The following is a 19,036-nucleotide window of genomic DNA, read 5'->3' as shown; positions in this document are numbered from 1 at the left end:
GGGAAAAAATAGGGAAAATATTTTTTAGACAAAACAATACAACTATCTGACTATCAGTTATAAAAATTTTAATTATTTTTTATCCTAGAATCGGTTTTAGTTTTTCCCTATTAATTCCTAATGAATATTCAATTTCTGTAAGAAAAGCATCAGTAGTTTTAAAAGTGAAAGGATAGTGTTTACCTTGTGTATTATCAATGTCAATAAAATTTTTAAGATATTGTTGTTTTGCCTCTCTTTTATTATCTGTATTGAATTTAGTAATTTTTTCAAAGGAAGCAATAGTATCAAATTTCTTTCCTTCGACCTCAGAGAAGTAATCAAAAATATAGAAGAAATAACAAAACCTAAAGAAATAAATATCATTTTTGAATTCTACTCCTTTAATACCGTTACTACTATATTTATTTTCTGAAAGTGCATTTAAAATAATTTTTACAGTATCGCTATCAAAGGATTTTGATTGTAGATAGTCAACAAAAGCGGATTTTTCTTTCATAAAAACATCTAATTCATTCTCAAGGAACTTGTTTTCCTGTGAATACACTTTTTCTCCATATCTCTGTAAATTCAGATATTTTAGCTTCATTCCGTAAAGAGAATGTTCTGCATTTAATTCTAAATACTGATATAAATTGACTGCTGTAAGGTCTGCAAATCGTAATAGTTCTGATGCGCTTAATATGTTAAGGTAGTTTTTTAGAGATTCTTCTAAAGAGATAAAAGATGACTGTAAAGAGATTATAGAAGATTCGGCATAAGTAAAAAAAGAACCATCAAGTTGTGGAGTTTGAAATGAATGCTGAAAGAGTAATTTTTCATTTTCATTTATTTGATAATCCAGATATTTTTCACGACTAGAATATTTATTGATAAGAATTGATTCTGATAGCCCATTAACTTCTCTTATAAAACGACTTAAAAAGTTTGAGGCTCTTTTTTGTAAAGAAAATATAAGCGAAGCATAATAACTTATATAAATATTTGGAGATATAATTTTAAGAAGTAAATAATTTTGAAAGTGTTCTGATATGACAGCAGAATTAATTTCGTTTTCATTAATGGGTAAACTTTCAGATTTATGCTTTTGAAGTTGCTGTACTATATTGGTTGTAATAATAATTATAGTTTTAATTACACTTACTATATTATTAATCTCTTCATCATTATATATTTCATCAATAGACCCAATATTAGAAAAATCGACTAATCCGTCATTAACAACTACTGCATTTATATTAAAAAAACGGCTTATATACTCGAAATAATCTGTTATTAATTCTTCTGAACTTTCTATTTTTTGAGGTGACAGCTCCTTCGGGTAAAGAGACAATAAGTCATTTATTGTTTGGGAGATAATTATATTTTTAATATCAATGCCTAAGTCTGGTTGTATAACGTCTAGCTTAGCTATTATATCTCTTATTTCAGGTATATGTGTAGGCTTTTCAACTTCAAAATTTTGTAAAAAAAATTCATGTATGCCATGATATGACACAGGGTCTTCCATAGCTATTACATAAACAATAAAGTCTAATGCAATTCCTCTCTTAGTATCTATTTGAATCATTTATATATTAATATCCTAAGCTATTAAAAATCTTTGCTGTTGATTTTGCTTTTTCAACTTCCGTTTTATTAATGTAAGCCAATAATTGTTTTTCCGTAGTGTGTCCTGTAAAATTAAGCAAATAAGTAGTAGGAATTTTCTCATAAAAGTTAGAAGCAAAACTTTTTCTACCTATATGAGATGTAATAAGTTTATGTTTCGGAAAATTACCAAAAACTTTACGAGTAATATTCTTCCCATCTTTAGTTATTGTCTCTGTTCTACCGTTATATACAATCTCATCTATTTCAGCAATCTCACATACTTCTTTGATATAAAGATTTAGGTTTACATCTGATATTTTTCGGGGAAATTCTCCGTTTCGTTTTGCTAAAATATCTTGGACTTTTTTTAATAAAGGAATTTGCATCTTAGCATTAGTCTTTTGCTGTGTAAATTCAATGTATTTCTGTCCCTCACTATCCTCCACAATCATAGAAGAATTAAACCTCATATAATCACTCACACGTTGCCCTGTATAACAGGAGATAAGTAGCCAATCTCTTGCGTTATCTAAATAATCATATGGCATTTCTTTATGCTCTATTTTATCCAACTCATCAAAAGTTAAGTAAATTGATTTTGGGATATGCTTTGTCGCTTTTTCAACTTCAAATTTCCATAATTCCGCATGCTTATGAACTTCAATATCAAAAGAACCTGCAACTTTACAAATCATTTTTAAGAATTTAAGATTGCGATATGTAGTTGAAATCTTATAACTCTCCTTATTACAATAATCTTCAAAATCAATTCTAAAAGAATTATCTAAATCTTTAAACTTTAATCCTCTAAATGTTTTCTTTCTCATTTTTCTATCCGCTATATATCTTATCATTAATTGCTTAACAACATTAGCTTTCTTAATAGTCGATTCCGTAACACTATCTTTTTTTAAAGAAATATAAGTATCAATAAAAGTAATCACATCATCTGAATAATTACTATCTTCAGGTTTTAAAGTTGTAGGTTCTATAATTGATTTCAGCCATTCTTTTAAATCTACTTCAGGAATATCATTTATGTAACTTGAAATAATATTAGCTTCTAATTGTGAAAGACGAGTGTTTATAGTTTCGGTATCATCTTTATGCATTTTTTTAGACGGCATTTTACACCTTCCCTCTTTCCATTCTTTTGGTTTACAGCTCAAATACGGAACAGGAACACGTATATCAATATCCTTATCTCTAAACTTTGCCCAAATTGTACTTTCTTTATCCGCTACTTTTCCTCTAATAAAAAAACTTACTGATGCCATAATTAAAATGATTAAAATTTAAAGTTGTACCCAAAGTTGTACCCAAAAAATTCAAATATAGTTTAATTTCAATAAATTTAAATTAATTAAACAATCTTAAAAAGCCTTTGTACAAAGCATTTATACATTAATCAAGATTTTAACAGATTTAAAAAGATAGTCCCTCCAACTCCACAATAACCACTGATTTTCAGTGGTTATTTTATTTTTAATACCTTAAACCTCCCATTAATCTTCATTACAAATTCACATTATATATAATCATTACTTTCCTGTACGGTTATTAACATTTATATCCTTTCTTTTACGATAAAACTATCCCCATCCATTTGTGATTTTTATCAGGTAATCTATTTTCCACATTATTAAACATCCAATTTTAACATTTAACGAAAATAAATTAACAAAAACACAATAAAAATGCTAACAATCATATTATCAAATCCATAAGCATAATATTTTTTCATTGAAAACTGGATTTATCATTAAAAAAGTAATTAAACTATCATGTATGCCCGTTAGTACTTGTTTCGTATATACTAAACTTAACATAAAAATTAAATCACATTCCCCAGAATATTAAAAAAATATGTTAAATTAGCGATAAATATTTAAAAAATTCCTAATAATTAACATTCTAAAATAAATAAGTAATGAAGAAAAAGATTTATGCATTTTCATTAATTCTGGTTAGCCTATTTGTCTTCGGACAGGTTGGAATTGGTGAACAACCTATTAAAGGTGCTCTACACCTTAAAGGACAGTTCCCGGCAGATGGTACAGTGAATGACAGTCTTGTAAGAAATGTCGGAATGGTATTACCTAAAATAGACACCTTATCGGACGGAAGCGGTCTTCCGAACGCATTGACTCCTTCAGGAGGCACTGCTATAGAAGGAACTTTAGTTTATGATGCACAAAGTAAGTGTGTAAGAGTAAAAAATAGTGATAACAGCTGGCAGGATTGTTTAGTTGATAACTCATCCATTTCAACTCTGTTTGATTATGATGTATATGGAGGACTCAACGTAAGAGTGAAAAAAGCGGTAGCAGGAAATGATTTCTCTATCGTATTAAACCTTGACGATAATGCAGTATATGCATCAGGACAAAATTCAGTGGGAAAAACCGGAGTAGGAAATACATCAGGAACCACTGCCACTTATTCTTTAATCCTGGCTAAAACTGTAGTGGACATAGGAGCAGGTGATCTTCACGGTCTAGCAGCCAGAACCAATGGAGAACTCTGGTCTTGGGGGGAAGGAGCTAATTACCGCACCGGACATGGTAATACGGGAGATAAAGTTTTCCCCATGAAAGTCAAAGGTTGGCCTGCAACGTTGAAAGCTGTAAGAGTAGAAGGGGGATATTTAAACTCACTTATCCTGACAGATGCAGGTAAAGTATACGGAATGGGAGCTTCATCCGAAGGTACCATGGGAAATGGAATTAATTCTACTTCGGCAGCCAATTCCCTTCAGGTTCCCACCGAAATAGCTAATTTATCTGCTTATACCATGGCAGACATTTCATTGTCAAGATATTCTGCTGCAGGGTTAACCACCTCCGGAGAAATATATGTTTGGGGAAACCAGACTCAGGGAAGATTAGGAACCGGAGCTTCTTCAGGATATATTACGCCCACTCAGATCTTAGCAGGGGAAACTTTTAAACAGGTAGCAATGGGAAGTAATCATGGCTTAGCAGTAACTGCTGACGGAAAGAAATTATATGCATGGGGAGCAACCAGAGCGTATGGAACCGAATCCACTACGTTCTCAGCTTCACCCGTAGATGTTACTTCTTCTATTAATAGCGGAGCCGGACTGGCAGCAGATGAAGAAATTGTCTCGGTTGCAGTATCACGGTTTGATACAACAGCAGCTAATACAGGATCCTGTATTGTGATTACAAACAAAAATATCTATGCATCAGGAAGTAATACCTCTCCTCAGCGTCTCGGTTTGGGATTCTTTACAGGAACTACCGCAGTAAAATATTCCCCGGGATCCAATACTACTTCAGGAGAGAGCCTGTCAGGTTTTGTCCCTATGTATGATAAAGCGATTTATGAAGGAACATTATTCCAACAGGCCTCAATAGGAGTCAATCACTCTTTGATGGTACAAACTATTAATTCTACGGATAACAGCGGCGGTTACGGATATGGTACAGGTAGTGTAAACTATAACCAGCTAGGAGCGGTAAGTACTGGATTTACTTCACTTCCTATTCCCATGCTAATTAAAAAATAAATTAAGATGAAAAAAATAATATACACCTTCTTATTTATACTTGCAATTTCGCCGGTATATGGACAGTTTGGAATTGGAACAGACACTCCACAGGGACAATTAGACATCAACCAGAAAAATGGGAAAAACACAATGGGATTGGTTTTACCTATTGTAGAAAAAGTAGATGTGGACAGTATTTATACGACCATCAATGCTGCAGGTGATGAATCCAATCTAGTGGTTGTTCCTTCTGTAACTACCTTTGATAATCCTTTCCAGACTATAACCATCACAGAAACTGATGATGATGGGGTAACCACTTCACAGGCAATAAGGGCTCCGGTAGATGAAGCTCCTGAGGGAACTATCGTATATGATCAGAGTTTAGGATGTGTAAGATATAAGAAGTCTTCCACACTTGGAGATTGGACGGGTTGTCTTATGGATAAGCAGTCTGTGGAAGATGAAGTTAATTATAACCTTTACGGAGGTCAGGATTTCAAAGTTAAAAAAGTAGCAGCAGGATATTATTTCTCAGTAGCTATCGGTGCTGAAGACGGAGCAGTTTATACTGCAGGGAGCGGTTCAGGATACAGAACCGGACAGGGAAGAACAGGGAACACTCCCTGGACTAACATTCTAGGACAGCCTGCCGTAGATGTTTCTGCAGGATATCAGCATGGAGCTGCCGTATTGGAGAATGGAGATTTATATACATGGGGATATAATACCAATGGACAGACATGTCAGGGAGCTACCTCAGGATATACCACGACTCCAAAAAAAGTAACGATTCCTAATAATGAAAGTGTAATCAGAGTAGAAGCAGGTTATCGTAATACTTTAATTTTAACAGCAAGTGGTAAAGTATATACTTGTGGAAGAAATACGTATGGTCTTAATGCCAATGGTTTAACAAGTGGTACAGTACTAAGCAGCCCTACCCAGATCACAGCCCTGGACAGCCAGGTGGTTACAGAGATCTCTTTAGCTCCGCGAGGTGCAGGAGTAATAACCCAGGATGGTAAAATATACACATGGGGATCCAATGAAGCCTATCGGACCGGATTAGGAACCAGCTCCGGAACTACTTTAACCCCAACTCTTGTTCCTGTATTAGATGCATCGGGTAAGACATTTACTAAACTGGCGATAGGAATAGGAAACGGTATTGCCGTAGCTTCGGATAATACGACGTATGTATGGGGAAGCAGAGCATTGGGAACTACTGCACGAAACACCCCTACTTTAGTAACCGCCACAGAGCTTCCTTTGGATGCAGATGAAAATATTCTATCAGTAGCTGCTGCAAGACATAGAAACGGGCCTTATCTCGGATCGTCAGTATTAGTGGTAACAGACAAGACGGTATACGCCATAGGTAGAAATACCAGCACAGGAACCAACTCAGGAAAACTGGGGATAGTAACCGATGATACAGGTGCGGCTATCGGAGAACAGAATGCAACATTCAAAGAAATTCAATCTCATGCATTGTTTTCAGGAACACCTCCTGCAGGAGCGTCTATAGGATTTACTCATGCACTGATCTCCACAGGACAAAGTACGGAAAACCCTGCAACGAGTAACCTTGGATATGGTAGTGGATATAACAACTACCGCCAGCTGGGAACTACTGCTAATCGTAGAGTCTTTACGACATTGAAAAAATAATAATTACAAAGCGATCAAAATGAAATACAATATATCAAGAAGAAAATTATATACCCTTCCTTTTCTTTTAATAGGGACATGGTTCTTCGGACAGGTGGGAATAGGAACACTGACTCCTAAAGGAGTTCTGCATGTGGAAAGTAATACCATGGGAGTTGTTCTTCCTAAGGTTGACAATGCAGCAGATGTAGTAACTCCTAATGACAGTACAGCAGTAGAAGCTACTTTTGTGTATGATCTGGCAGAGAAATGTACCAAGTTTAAAAAAGCAGCTCAATGGTCAGACTGTCTTTTGGATGATTCGGGAGTCAGAAATTCAGTATCCAGCATTTTAAGTGTAGGAACGGAATTTAAAGTAAAGAAAGCTTCGGCAGGATATCAGCATACCCTTATGATCGGGCAGGATGATAATGCTTTATATGTAGCAGGAGATAATTCCGATGGTAGAACAGGATTAGGACGTACCAGTGGGAATACAGGTTCATTCTTATTAAACTTTGCTTCTCCGCTGGCAGACGCTTCGGCAGGACAAATCCATTCTATAGCAGCTACTGTTACAGGAGAAGTCTGGGCATGGGGTGATAATAATGTTTACAGAACAGGATTAGGAATAAACACCGGAGATACCGGATTACCTTCAAAAGTAGCTGGTTTCGGTACTTCTGAAACGTTCGGCAGAGCTATAAAAGTACAGGCAGGAGGTCAGAACTCTTATGTCCTGACTGAGGATGGAAAAGTATATGGTGTAGGAGGTGCCACAGGTACGAGTGCTGCGGGACCCGGAACAGGAGCTGCCGCCACTGCCTTTACAGAGGTAAGTATCGCCGAAACCGTAGCTGACATCTCCGCTTCTCAATATACAGCAGCAGCTTTAACTTCCGATGGAAAGATTTATGTTTGGGGATTAGGTACTCTTGGACGTTTGGGTACTGGAGGTACTGCTAATGCAACGACCCCTACGCTGATTTCACTTCCGGGAGGAGTTGCTGCCAAACAAGTCTCTATGGGCTGGAATAACGGAACAGCAGTTTCTGCAGATGGAAAGCATGTTTACAGATGGGGATCAGGAAATTCCATAGGTAACAGCGGAACCAACCTCACTACTCCTACGGAGATCTCTGTACCTGGATTTGATCAGGCCACGGATGAGATCATAGCAGTAGCCACCCAGCGTTTTGATTATGGTTATGGAAACTTATTTGTGTTCACGAATAAAGGAGTCTATGTAACCGGTGAAAATAGCCAGGGACAATTGGGAATCGGAAATACTACTGATGTTACCAATGGCCTGGTAGCCATGACTACCACTGGAGTTTACAATGGAACCGTATTTACCGGAGGGTCTGTAGGTAGACAACACACCATTCTTACAACAGGAGAAAATACATCAAACACAACCGTCAGTTATGTAGCCTATGGTATGGGAGCTATCAATTACAGACAGCTGGGAGCTATTACAGTTCAGCGCCGTGTACCGAGTGTAATTACCAAATAAAAATTTAAATTAAAGAGGCACCTTCAGGTGCCTCTTTAATTTTATCATTTAATATATTCTCTTATGAATTCAGTAGTGGTCTTCCCCGTCTGGGTTTTAAAAAAACGCATGAGATGATTAGGCTCCGAGAAATTCAGATCATGAGCGATCTGGCTTACCGTTTTCCCTGAATAAATAAGCCTGTTCTGTATTTCAAACACCAATCTCCGCTTTATAAGATCCGAAGCAGTGATATTATACTGCGACTTCACCGCTTTATTCAGGCTTATCCTGCTTATTCCCAGCATTTCCGCATATTCCTCTACTTTTTGTTTTTGCAGAATGTTGTTCTCCAGAAGCATTTTAAAGTGAAAAGCATACGTACTTGCTGTACCCTCTAATGAAAGGTTATTTTCCTGAGCATATTTACGGTTAACAGACTGCAGGAGATAATACAGCAGGGAGCGGATAATATGGGCGCTATCCGGTTTCACATTCACCAACTCTTCTTTTATTTCCGTTAAAATCTTACACCAGGCTCTCATCCCTTCATCATCCACGGAAATTCTTAAAGGATGTTCCAACTGATAGAAATATAGTAATCGATAAGTAAAAAGTTTGTCTGCAAAAAATTCGTTTAAAAAATCTTCCTGAAAAACCAATACGGTAAAATCCAGTTCCTGGTCTAAATTCCACTGCCTCTTCTGAAAAGGGGAAATAAACACAATTGAATTATCCCTGATATCAACTTTCTGCTGATTCAGCAATAAAGTTCCTGCTGCTTTTTTCAAAAATACTATTTCAAAATAATCCGTACTGTACATCTCAGTATCCAGATAATTTTTCTTGATATTTTCTCCACTTAGCACGTTCAGCAGAACCTCTACTCCACATTCACTCTTATGGAACTTAATTGTTTTCATCCTTTAAAATTACAAAACTTTTGATCTAAAACATAACGTCCGGTTATCAAAATGGTATAACAAAGCTATAATTTGGTAGAATATGAAATGACACTTCATTTTAATTTTACACTATAAAAAAAGCTTACGATATGTCACTAAAAACAAGTATACAACTGATAAGAAATGCAACCGTTGTTTTTAATTATGCCGGTAAAAATTTTTTAATAGATCCGATGTTAGCCCCTAAAGGGGCTTATCCAGGATTTGAAGGTACCCCAAATTCTCATTTACAAAATCCTCTGACAGAATTACCGGTAAGCCCTGAAAGTCTTCTTGATGCAGATGCTGTGATAGTCACCCATCTCCATCCTGATCATTGGGATGAAGCGGCCATCCGGATGATTCCAAAGGCAAAAAAAATATTTGCTCAGAATGCGGAAGATCAAAAAGCTATTGAAAGTACAGGATTTAAAGACGTTACCGCTATGAATGAGATAACGCTGTTTGACGATGTAAAATGGGTAAAGACCGCCTGTCAGCATGGTTCGGATGAAGCATATAAAAACCCGCAGGTCGGAGCCATGCTAGGAAAATCCTCGGGTTTATTTTTTAATCAGGAAGGTGAAAAATCAGTGTACTTCGCCGGAGATTCCATCTGGACGGATGCCATTGAAGATTATTTAAAAGAATTTCAGCCAGACATTGTAGTATTAAACACCGGTTTTGCCCAAGTAAACGGATTTGGCGGAATAATTTTCGGGAAGGAAGATGTTCTGAAAGTCGCTCAGATTTCTCCAAAATCCACTATTATAGCCATTCATATGGAAGCACTGAATCACTGCACACTTTCCCGTAAAGAACTGAAAGAATACGTAAATGAAAAGGGAATATCATCAAAAGTAATTATCCCTGAAGATGGTGATACAATCAATTTCTAAGTAAAAAATAAAAGGGCCTATATCAGGGTCCTTTTATTATCTTCTATACATTTAAAATTAAGATGGACTGTTATTTTTAAACCATTCTATATAAGCTTCTACAGCCTTCTTCAGGAAATCTTTGGTATCCTGGTTTTTCATATTTCCTTCTTTATCAAATGCTTCATTAATATGAGGAATATAAACTTCCGGCTGCTGCATGGCAGGAATATTTAAAAATACCAGACTTTGTCTTAAGTGATGATTGGCCCCAAATGCAGATAAGTTCCCGGGGGAATTACTGAAAACAGCACCTGGTTTTCCATTCCATACACTTTTTCCCATAGGTCTTGATCCAATATCCAATGCATTTTTTAAAGCTGCAGGTACAGATCTGTTGTGCTCAGGTGTCACAAATATAATTCCGTCTATCGCTTTTACCGCCTCCCTGAATTTCACGTAAGATTCAGGAACCTGGTTATGATCATCAAAATCCTGATTATAAACAGGAAGGTCGTCAATGGATATTATTTTAAATTCAAAACCTTCCGGGGCCATTGGCACCAGCGTTTTGGCTATTTTTTTAGAAAAAGATTCTTTACGTAAGCTTCCTGCTATTATTCCTATTACTTTATTCATAATTTTAATATTTTAGTGTTTTTGGGTCCTATGAGTCTTCAATAAACCCTTTCTCCCAAATTTACTTAATTTTCAAAGGAAAACTTATGTATTTTACCTTCATCCATTGGTATTTTTACACCGGAAAACGGACTTATTTTTTAGCAGAAAGCTGATTTAATAAAAAAATGCTTTCCGGAGAAAGCATTTTATCAATGTTAATTATAAAAGTTTTTTTTCAATTTTGCCTTTCAATGGGTTAAGAGGAATACTGATCGATTTGTCTTTGTCTTTCCCGAATCTTTTAGCTTGTATCTTATCATATGTTTTCACATAATCAGGATGTTCCGTTCCCATCATTCTGTCCCACACTCTTAAATAAAGACCATAGTTCCCTTTAAATTTCGAATGGTGCATATTATGGTGTGTAGAAGTATTAAGCACTTCGAACAGAAAGCTATGTCTGAACCATTTAGGCATGATCTCAAAACCGAGATGTCCGTATACGTTAATAATAAAACCGCCTAGAATAAACAGGAATACCGACCATGGATTCATAGGAATAATAAATAATACAATAGGCAGAATTAACGCTTCTGCAATCGCTTCAAATGCATGAAATGAATAGGAAGCAAAAGGAGAAGGATTGGTAGACTTATGGTGTGTGAGATGAACATGCTTAAAAATCCTACGGTGATGCACGATCCTGTGCATCCAATAAAAATAAGTATCATGAACAACCAATGCAATAAACGCAGCTACAAACGACCACCAAAACGGATATTCATCTCCGGTGTAAAATTGGGTATACTGAATTAAAGGGGTAAATATTGTCAATGCGGCCACCACAGCCATTACTAAGGAAGATACTAAAGAGTTTCCGATCTCACGAATAAAATCTTTTCTTTTAGCTTCTCTCTCCTGTATTTTTAAATTTTTAAAATATTTTCTTAGAATTATATAAAAAACAGCAAATACAGGAATTGTAATCACCAAATATCTTGCTATACCACTCAGCGTGAGCTCTAATATTTTTGAAATTATTTCCATATTAAATATTTTATTTCAAAATTATTAAGCTTTCGGCACTTTAGAAATAACAAAAGTTAATTTCCTTTGAAAATTCTTTTTTTTATTCTACTTAAAGATACGGGGGTTACTCCCAGCAGGGAAGCCAAATATTTGGAAGGCACCCGGTTAAGGATCGCTTCATTTTCTTCTAATCTTCTCTTATAGCGTTCTTCAGGACTTAAAAGGATGAAGTTCTCGTTTCTGAGTAAAAGATCTCCGATCATCCCCAGCATTACATTTCCCCGGATATTACTGAGATTAAGGCTTTTATTAAGATGGGATTCCAATACGGAATAATCCATTTCCAAAATCTCTACCTCTTCCATAGCCTGGTAGAAAAAGCGGGAAGGTTTTTTAAATATAATTCCGTCATAATTTCCCATGAAGCTGTTTTCCCAACGGAACAGAACCGTTTTCTCCTCTCCGTTTTCAAAAAGGCAGAAAATCCGGATCAAACCTTTTTTTATATAAAAGAACTTGGAATCAAAATCTCCTTCTTCAATATAGTTTTCGCCCACTTTCACGGTACGCAACTTCATATGCTCGGATAACCCTGAGATATCCTCTAAAGTAAGCCCTTCAATATCTTTTAATATATGTGCAAAAACTGTCTCCATAAGGAAAAATTAACATCTATAAAAGTAGTCCTTTTATTTCCATTCTGCAATTTACCCTTTACTTATTTATAATAATATTTTTAAATAAGATCGATTAAGACCTTCTGATAAGCCCTTTCTTACTCAGATATAAAATCTACCTTTCCGGTTTCCATATGATATTCCCCTCCTACTATTTTAATTTCCTTTTTATCCTCCATCTCTTTCAGAATAGGACTGTTTTTACGGATCTCATCAATAGTATGTAAAATATTAGAATGGGTAACTGCTTCCACATATTCATGGTTTTTGGAAGTCCTGTCTCCTTTATACGTCGTTGCTGCAATAGCCGGTTTTATCTTAGCAAGCAAACCTGTAATATTCCCCAGCTCAACATTATCAATAGCTGATTTTATCGCTCCGCAATGCTCATGTCCTAAAACCACCACTACTTTCGCTCCTGAAACTTTACACGCATATTCCAGGCTTCCCAAAATATCTTCATTACTTACATTTCCTGCTACCCTGGCCACAAACAGATCTCCTATTCCCGAATGAAAAACATCTTCTACCGGCACCCTGGAATCCAGACAGGAAAGCACAACCGCAGCGGGATACTGTCCAATAGAGGCCTTACGTATTCTTTCAGAAGTATTTCGGATGGTAAGATTATCATCTACATATTCATTATTACGTTCCTTTAAAATAGAATAAACCGTGTCAGGTGTTAATTTCGACTGAAGTTCCTGCGTCAGAAAGTACTCATCAATAATTTCACTTTTATCCAGGGTAATGGAATTGGAGTTTTCTTGGTCTTGAGTTTTCTGGCACGAAACCAACATTAACAGGATACCCACAAGCATCCCGATGTTATAAGCGTTATTTTGCATAATGATATTTTTTAGCTGTTTGATAGGGAAAAGAAAATAAGCTTCAGCTTTTACACTAAAGCTTATCCTATTATTAATATCTGGTTTTCAAAACAATTTTTCCTAAGTCTTTTATTTCATCCTGCGCGGTAAACACAACATTCCCGTTTTTAGACAACACTTCCCAAGCGATGGTACTGGTAATATCATCTATCGCATTCGGAACCGTTACATCTTCAATAAGATCAAAAGTCCTCTCCCCCGTCATTAAAACCGGTTGAGAAAAATCCTGGTGAACAATTAGCAGATCACCGCGACCGTCTATGGAAGCCTGATAAATCTCCTGTAAGTCCGTAAGCACTTTTCCCTGAGCTACCGCTTCTTTCATTTCATCAATAAGCTTAGCTCTGTGCTGAGACTGCTTTTCTTTAACAATCTCCCATGCCTGCAGTACAATCTGATGAGGAGCCACTTTATTGTAATCTACCGCAGCATACCCTATATATATGGAAGGCTTATCTGCCACATGCTGCAGGTGGGAATAATTATCCTCGGTACAGATTACCAGACACTGTAAGCCTGTTTCATTACTTACCTTAACTAAGGCTTTATCCACTTTATTAAAATATTCTCTCAACAGATCATCCAAATGTTTCGGATCACTTCCTTTGTCAGGGAATGTATTATAATGCCTGGTTTGGGAAAATGGAAAATCGTCATTTTTTATTTCTGCTACAATCCCATCGTTAACTGCTTCATAAAGATGAACTCCACTTTGGGACAAAAGCATAATAAGATAACTTTCGCTTCTGTTAACATCTTTAATTAATGACCTTACGGCAAAGCTTTCAGAAATATGAACACCGCTATTACTCGTTTCCCATGTAGATTTAACAATTTCCTCCGTATCATTAGAGAGAAAAATATGCAGGCTATCCAGGTTATGATTCACATCAATTTCGGAAGTTACATGCTGAATTTTCTCTAACAGGGAAGCCACATCACGTTTACCAAACTCATTAATCACCCTGTCCTCCGCTTCTTTTAAGAGATTTTTTAGTACAATTTCGTCCTGAAGATTATCCGGATGGGTACGATGGGTATTTAAAGAGATGGTTACACACGGAGTGTTTCTTTCTGTAGCCAGTTTTTCCAATTGATTTCGTATTGCCATAATTATAAAATTTTATTTTTTCATCTATATAGTAAAACAATAATTAAAAATACAATTTAATCCTCAAATCACAATTAATAATTCCATAAAATAGATTAATTAATTATAAACTTTTTATTCATATAACCAATAATCCTTTCAATAAAGAGAATTAAAATTATACTTTAATAATATTATTTAAACCCTTATATTTTCTTATTTTAACATAAAAATGCAAATTCTATACAATTCACATTCAATTTAACATGATAAATTTCACACTTTAAACTAAATAAATCCTAAATAGCTGAAAATTAAAACACTAAATCTTCATGTCCCAAAATAAGAAGCAGGTGTCTACAAAAAAGAGTAAAAAAATGTTTTATCGTAAAGAATTTTATATATTTGCACCATCTAACAATTAAAAAAATAATTTACTATGTCAGACATTGCATCAAGAGTAAAAGCTATCATTGCTGATAAGCTTGACGTTGAAGAAACTGAAGTAACTCCTGAAGCTAGCTTCACTAATGATTTAGGAGCAGACTCACTAGATACAGTGGAGCTTATCATGGAATTTGAAAAAGAATTCAACATTCAAATCCCTGATGATCAGGCTGAAAAAATTACTACTGTAGGACACGCTATCGCTTATATAGAAGAAGTAGTAAATAAATAATATTCTTCAACAAAAAAGAAATTAAACAAAGTTTATGGAATTAAAAAGAGTAGTTGTAACCGGTTTTGGCGCAATAACACCGATTGGAAATAATGCGAAAGATTACTGGGAAAATCTTATAAAAGGTGAGAGTGGTGCTGCTCCGATTACTCTTTTTGATGCCACAAACTTTAAAACAAGATTCGCTTGTGAGGTAAAAAATTTCGATCCGTTGCAGTACTTTGACAAAAAGGAAGCAAAGAAAATGGACCGGAATACGCAATTCGGACTTGTGGCAGCCAGGGAGGCTGTGACACATTCCAGAATTATCGAAGACAACGTAGACAAAAACAGAGTCGGAGTTATTTGGGGATCAGGAATCGGAGGTTTAGAGACTTTCGAAACAGAAGTATTGGGATGGGCAAACACCGATATCCCAAGATTCAATCCTTTCTTTATTCCTAAAATGATCGCCGATATTACTCCCGGACACATATCCATTGAATATGGTTTTCATGGTCCAAACTATACCACCGTATCAGCGTGTGCTTCCTCTGCCAATGCACTAATCGATTCCAAAATGCTTATCCAACTAGGGAAAGCTGATGTAATCGTATGCGGAGGTTCCGAAGCTGCTGTTACTGCAAGTGGTGTCGGAGGTTTTAATGCAATGATGGCACTTTCCACAAGGAATGACGATCCCAAAACAGCATCAAGACCTTTTGACAAAGACAGAGACGGATTTGTACTGGGTGAAGGAGCAGGATGTATTATTCTCGAGGAATATGAACATGCTGTAAAACGAGGGGCTACAATATATGCGGAATTAAAAGGTGGTGGTATGAGTGCGGATGCACATCATATGACAGCACCACATCCTGAAGGCTTAGGAGCTTACCTTGTAATGAAGAACTGCCTGGAAGACGCCAATATCACTGCTGATGAAGTAGATCATATCAACATGCACGGTACATCTACCCCATTAGGAGACATTGCAGAATCCAATGCCATTTCAAAATTATTAGGAGAACATGCTTTTGACATTCAGATCAATTCTACCAAATCAATGACAGGTCACCTATTGGGTGCCGCCGGAGTTATTGAAGCTATTGCTGCTTTAGGAACTATCATTAACGGAATTGTTCCTCCTACTATTAATCATTTTACGGATGATGAGAATATTGACAGCAGACTTAATTTTACATTCAATGAAGCTGTTAAGAAAAATGTAGAAGTAGCGATGAGTAATACATTTGGATTTGGTGGGCATAACGCTTGTATTCTATTTAAGAAAATCTAAATTTACTGAATGGAGTTACAGAAATACTTTTCTAAATTCCTTCTCAAACAAAGAAAAAGAAAATTAACGGAGAGAGATTTTTTCCTTAGTTCCAGACTCTATAACATGTTAGGCACTGAGGTACAAAATATTGAGCTCTACCGTGAAGCATTTTCTCTTAAAAATTCGTCTAAAAATCACGACAGCAATTATGAAAGGCTGGAGTTTTTAGGGGACTCAGTTTTAGGGACAGTAATTTCATGCCATTTGTTTCAGACCTATCCTCAGGCTAATGAAGGATATCTGACCCAAATGAAGTCTAAAATTGTCAATAGAAAAAATCTCAATAAGCTGGGAGAAGATTTAAAATTAACGGATCTTCTGCAAAAGCAAAGCAGTCCTTCAGCTTTAGGAGAAAATATCTCAGGGAATTTATTTGAAGCGTTAATCGGAGCCGTTTATCTTGATTTTCATTACGAAACATGTAAAAAAATCATCCTGGACAGGCTTTTAACTCCCACGGAGATCAACAAGCTTGAAAATAAAATTGTAAGCTATAAAGGTCTTCTTCTGGAATGGAGTCAAAAGAAAAAAGTCAATATAAAATATGAGACCTGTGAGGAGGTTCAGGTAAATAAATCAATTGTATTCCGCTGCCACGTATGGCTCGAAGAAGATAAGATTACCAATGCTACCGAAACTTCCAAAAAGAAAGCCGAAGAAAAGGCCGCCCAAAGAGCATTTTATATTTTAAACAAAAAGGAAAACATACTTGGAAATTCAAAAACTTTATGACCTTGATGAGATAGAAGCTGAAGATATTACCATTGGATTGGTAAGATTAGTAAAACATATCCCTGATCATGAGTTTTTTTACAAAATAAACCGGGCGAACGACCTTATATTTTCAAGAATTGCAGACCTTATCTTACATGGGGTTTATTACGACTATCATTTTCCAAGGTTTCAGGCCTTTGATAAGTTTACACAAACCTGTTTCACCTTTATTTCCAACAAATCTTCTGAAAGTTTTCAAAAAAAACAACAGATGGAACTCTTCTCAGAAGAAGAAGATATTAAATTTTTATTAATTAATCAGCCAGATGTAGAATATATTCTACATTCATCGGAACAATTTCCTGATTTTTCCGTAATTTTGTTACACGAAAATCTTGTTTTTCCGATTCAAGATTATATATTGAGTTCTGAGGAGGAACTTTATCAAATTATCCAGTATTATGAATAAGTATTTAAAGAAGACTAAAATTATCGCAACACTTGGCCCAGCTTCATCATCTAAAGAAGTAATGTTAGGACTTATAAAAGCTGGTGTAGATGTTTTCAGAATAAATTTTTCACATGCAGATTACGACCTGGTTCGAACAAATATTAAAATTATCCGTGAACTGAATAAGGAGTACGGATATTCCGTAAGTATTTTAGGAGATTTACAGGGTCCTAAATTGAGAGTAGGAGTTGTAAAAGAAGGATCTTACCTGAACCCGGGAGACATCCTGACTTTTACCAATGAAAAAATAGAGGGAGACTCTACTAAAGTTTATATGACCTATCAGCAGTTTCCACAAGATGTAAAAGAAGGGGAAAGAATTCTTATTGATGACGGGAAATTGGTTCTGGAAGTTATCGAAACCAACGGAAAAGATACGGTAAGAGCAAAAACCATCCAAGGGGGACCGCTAAGTTCCAAGAAAGGAGTAAACCTTCCTAACACGAATGTTTCCCTTCCTGCCTTAACTGAAAAGGACATCCAGGATGCTAATTTCATGCTCGACATGGAAGTGGACTGGATCGCACTTTCGTTTGTACGCCATGCACAGGACATTATCGACCTTAAGGAGCTTATTAAAGGACATCCTAAAGGAACATTCAAAACTCCTATTATCGCCAAAATTGAAAAGCCTGAAGGAGTTCAGAATATTGATGAAATATTATTGGAATGTGACGGGCTAATGGTTGCCCGTGGTGACCTTGGAGTGGAAGTTCCGATGGAAGAAGTTCCTGCTATCCAGAAAAAACTTGTGGAAAAAGCAAGGTTCTATTCCAAGCCGGTGATCATTGCTACCCAGATGATGGAAACCATGATCAACAGCCTTACTCCTACGAGAGCAGAAGTAAACGACGTTGCCAACTCCGTATTGGATGGTGCTGATGCCGTAATGCTTTCAGGAGAAACTTCCGTAGGGAGATATCCGATACAGGTAGTTGAAAACATGGCAAAAATTGTTAAAAATATTGAAACCACTCATTTTTATCAACATAAGAATGAGCCTATCGAGAAAGACTATAACTGTATTGATGAAAGATTTATCACGAACAGAGTATGTCTTGCTGCTGTAAGAATAGCCAAAACAACTAACGTGGCTGCCATTATTACATTAACCAATTCAGGATATACGGCTTTCCATATTTCGGCTCACCGTCCTAATTCTCATATCATTGTTTACAGTTCCAATAAAAGAGTAATTACGATGCTTAACCTTCTTTGGGGAGTGCATGCTTACTTCTATGACATGAACAAATCGACGGATGAAACCATTATTCAGGTAAATATGCTTACTCACAATTACGGATTTATCGAAACGGGAGATTTTGTAATTAACCTGAACGCCACTCCATTCTATGAAGGAGGTAAAACAAATACTTTAAGACTGACTACGGTTTAAATAACCTCAGCATACAACAAAAAAGCTCTCA

17 protein-coding genes are annotated in these 19,036 nt (G+C 36.0%); 9 read left to right on the top strand and 8 right to left on the bottom strand.

All coding sequences use genetic code 11. The annotated features are described in order from the left end of the window. Positions 1–79: 79 nt before the first annotated feature. Together ABJ974_RS02275 and ABJ974_RS02270 are read right to left on the bottom strand one after the other, a co-directional pair. Positions 80–1,570, bottom strand: a complete 1,491-nt coding sequence (locus ABJ974_RS02275; RefSeq protein ID WP_419869775.1) for a hypothetical protein — start codon at positions 1,568–1,570, stop codon at positions 80–82. A 7-nt stretch (positions 1,571–1,577) separates the two neighbouring features. After that, positions 1,578–2,870: a phage integrase SAM-like domain-containing protein gene (locus ABJ974_RS02270; RefSeq protein ID WP_419869774.1), complete on the bottom strand. Its 1,293-nt coding sequence runs from the start codon at positions 2,868–2,870 to the stop codon at positions 1,578–1,580. Positions 2,871–3,523: 653 nt separating this feature from the next. Between ABJ974_RS02270 and ABJ974_RS02265 the strand changes: the two genes are divergently transcribed. From ABJ974_RS02265 to ABJ974_RS02255, 3 genes are read left to right on the top strand one after another with little or no spacing between them, the layout of a single operon-like run. Then, positions 3,524–5,125, top strand: coding sequence for an RCC1 domain-containing protein (locus ABJ974_RS02265; RefSeq protein ID WP_419869773.1), 1,602 nt, complete (start codon positions 3,524–3,526; stop codon positions 5,123–5,125). Between the two features lie 6 nt (positions 5,126–5,131). Then, entirely contained in the window at positions 5,132–6,781 is a 1,650-nt protein-coding gene (locus tag ABJ974_RS02260) for an RCC1 domain-containing protein (RefSeq protein ID WP_419869772.1), read from the top strand. Positions 6,782–6,800: 19 nt separating this feature from the next. Further along, entirely contained in the window at positions 6,801–8,276 is a 1,476-nt protein-coding gene (locus ABJ974_RS02255) for an RCC1 domain-containing protein (protein ID WP_419869771.1), read from the top strand. A gap of 44 nt (positions 8,277–8,320) precedes the next feature. Here the strand turns inward: ABJ974_RS02255 and ABJ974_RS02250 are convergent, their stop codons facing one another. Continuing rightward, on the bottom strand, positions 8,321–9,178 hold the full coding sequence (locus ABJ974_RS02250) for a helix-turn-helix domain-containing protein (RefSeq protein ID WP_419869770.1): 858 nt from the start codon (positions 9,176–9,178) through the stop codon (positions 8,321–8,323). Positions 9,179–9,309: 131 nt separating this feature from the next. On the opposite strand from ABJ974_RS02250, the gene ABJ974_RS02245 reads away from it, so the two are divergent. Further along, on the top strand, positions 9,310–10,098 hold the full coding sequence (locus ABJ974_RS02245; RefSeq protein ID WP_419869769.1) for an MBL fold metallo-hydrolase: 789 nt from the start codon (positions 9,310–9,312) through the stop codon (positions 10,096–10,098). A 57-nt stretch (positions 10,099–10,155) separates the two neighbouring features. Here the strand turns inward: ABJ974_RS02245 and ABJ974_RS02240 are convergent, their stop codons facing one another. The 5 genes from ABJ974_RS02240 to ABJ974_RS02220 form a co-directional block, all read right to left on the bottom strand. Continuing rightward, positions 10,156–10,716, bottom strand: coding sequence for an NADPH-dependent FMN reductase (locus tag ABJ974_RS02240; RefSeq protein ID WP_419869768.1), 561 nt, complete (start codon positions 10,714–10,716; stop codon positions 10,156–10,158). A gap of 201 nt (positions 10,717–10,917) precedes the next feature. Then, a complete protein-coding gene (locus ABJ974_RS02235) occupies positions 10,918–11,745 on the bottom strand; it encodes a sterol desaturase family protein (RefSeq protein ID WP_419869767.1) in 828 nt (275 codons plus the stop codon). Positions 11,746–11,801: 56 nt separating this feature from the next. Next, the gene (locus ABJ974_RS02230) at positions 11,802–12,383 is read right to left on the bottom strand and encodes a Crp/Fnr family transcriptional regulator (protein ID WP_419869766.1); all 582 of its coding nucleotides are present in this window, start codon (positions 12,381–12,383) and stop codon (positions 11,802–11,804) included. Between the two features lie 119 nt (positions 12,384–12,502). After that, entirely contained in the window at positions 12,503–13,252 is a 750-nt protein-coding gene (locus ABJ974_RS02225; protein WP_419869765.1) for a carbonic anhydrase family protein, read from the bottom strand. A 73-nt stretch (positions 13,253–13,325) separates the two neighbouring features. Then, complete coding sequence (locus ABJ974_RS02220) at positions 13,326–14,405, bottom strand: baeRF3 domain-containing protein (RefSeq protein WP_419869764.1); 1,080 nt, start codon at positions 14,403–14,405, stop codon at positions 13,326–13,328. 418 nt (positions 14,406–14,823) lie between these two features. On the opposite strand from ABJ974_RS02220, the gene ABJ974_RS02215 reads away from it, so the two are divergent. Genes ABJ974_RS02215 through pyk form a run of 5 tightly spaced genes read left to right on the top strand, consistent with a single transcriptional unit; the run spans position 14,824 to position 19,005 of the window. Further along, positions 14,824–15,063, top strand: a complete 240-nt coding sequence (locus ABJ974_RS02215) for an acyl carrier protein (RefSeq protein WP_002976354.1) — start codon at positions 14,824–14,826, stop codon at positions 15,061–15,063. A gap of 34 nt (positions 15,064–15,097) precedes the next feature. Beyond that, the gene (gene fabF / locus ABJ974_RS02210; protein ID WP_419869763.1) at positions 15,098–16,342 is read left to right on the top strand and encodes a beta-ketoacyl-ACP synthase II; all 1,245 of its coding nucleotides are present in this window, start codon (positions 15,098–15,100) and stop codon (positions 16,340–16,342) included. A gap of 9 nt (positions 16,343–16,351) precedes the next feature. After that, positions 16,352–17,116, top strand: coding sequence for a ribonuclease III (gene rnc, locus ABJ974_RS02205; protein ID WP_419869762.1), 765 nt, complete (start codon positions 16,352–16,354; stop codon positions 17,114–17,116). Beyond that, positions 17,094–17,567, top strand: coding sequence for an IPExxxVDY family protein (locus ABJ974_RS02200; protein ID WP_419869761.1), 474 nt, complete (start codon positions 17,094–17,096; stop codon positions 17,565–17,567). The genes rnc and ABJ974_RS02200 overlap by 23 nt, the downstream gene beginning before the upstream one ends. Further along, complete coding sequence (pyk, locus tag ABJ974_RS02195; protein WP_419869760.1) at positions 17,560–19,005, top strand: pyruvate kinase; 1,446 nt, start codon at positions 17,560–17,562, stop codon at positions 19,003–19,005. The genes ABJ974_RS02200 and pyk overlap by 8 nt, the downstream gene beginning before the upstream one ends. The last annotated feature ends 31 nt before the right edge of the window (positions 19,006–19,036 follow it).

Origin of the sequence: Chryseobacterium sp. CT-SW4 (genome assembly GCF_048572715.1) — a bacterium.
Lineage (GTDB): Bacteria > Bacteroidota > Bacteroidia > Flavobacteriales > Weeksellaceae > Chryseobacterium.
This window is presented reverse-complemented; position numbering and strand designations above follow the sequence as displayed.

Bases quoted from the DNA above. Each gene is read 5' to 3' on its own strand.
- ABJ974_RS02275 (WP_419869775.1), bottom strand. From the start codon at position 1,570: ATGATTCAAATAGATACTAAGAGAGGAATTGCATTAGACTTTATTGTT.
- ABJ974_RS02270 (WP_419869774.1), bottom strand. From the start codon at position 2,870: ATGGCATCAGTAAGTTTTTTTATTAGAGGAAAAGTAGCGGATAAAGAA.
- ABJ974_RS02265 (WP_419869773.1), top strand. From the start codon at position 3,524: ATGAAGAAAAAGATTTATGCATTTTCATTAATTCTGGTTAGCCTATTT.
- ABJ974_RS02260 (WP_419869772.1), top strand. From the start codon at position 5,132: ATGAAAAAAATAATATACACCTTCTTATTTATACTTGCAATTTCGCCG.
- ABJ974_RS02255 (WP_419869771.1), top strand. From the start codon at position 6,801: ATGAAATACAATATATCAAGAAGAAAATTATATACCCTTCCTTTTCTT.
- ABJ974_RS02250 (WP_419869770.1), bottom strand. From the start codon at position 9,178: ATGAAAACAATTAAGTTCCATAAGAGTGAATGTGGAGTAGAGGTTCTG.
- ABJ974_RS02245 (WP_419869769.1), top strand. From the start codon at position 9,310: ATGTCACTAAAAACAAGTATACAACTGATAAGAAATGCAACCGTTGTT.
- ABJ974_RS02240 (WP_419869768.1), bottom strand. From the start codon at position 10,716: ATGAATAAAGTAATAGGAATAATAGCAGGAAGCTTACGTAAAGAATCT.
- ABJ974_RS02235 (WP_419869767.1), bottom strand. From the start codon at position 11,745: ATGGAAATAATTTCAAAAATATTAGAGCTCACGCTGAGTGGTATAGCA.
- ABJ974_RS02230 (WP_419869766.1), bottom strand. From the start codon at position 12,383: ATGGAGACAGTTTTTGCACATATATTAAAAGATATTGAAGGGCTTACT.
- ABJ974_RS02225 (WP_419869765.1), bottom strand. From the start codon at position 13,252: ATGCAAAATAACGCTTATAACATCGGGATGCTTGTGGGTATCCTGTTA.
- ABJ974_RS02220 (WP_419869764.1), bottom strand. From the start codon at position 14,405: ATGGCAATACGAAATCAATTGGAAAAACTGGCTACAGAAAGAAACACT.
- ABJ974_RS02215 (WP_002976354.1), top strand. From the start codon at position 14,824: ATGTCAGACATTGCATCAAGAGTAAAAGCTATCATTGCTGATAAGCTT.
- fabF (WP_419869763.1), top strand. From the start codon at position 15,098: ATGGAATTAAAAAGAGTAGTTGTAACCGGTTTTGGCGCAATAACACCG.
- rnc (WP_419869762.1), top strand. From the start codon at position 16,352: ATGGAGTTACAGAAATACTTTTCTAAATTCCTTCTCAAACAAAGAAAA.
- pyk (WP_419869760.1), top strand. From the start codon at position 17,560: ATGAATAAGTATTTAAAGAAGACTAAAATTATCGCAACACTTGGCCCA.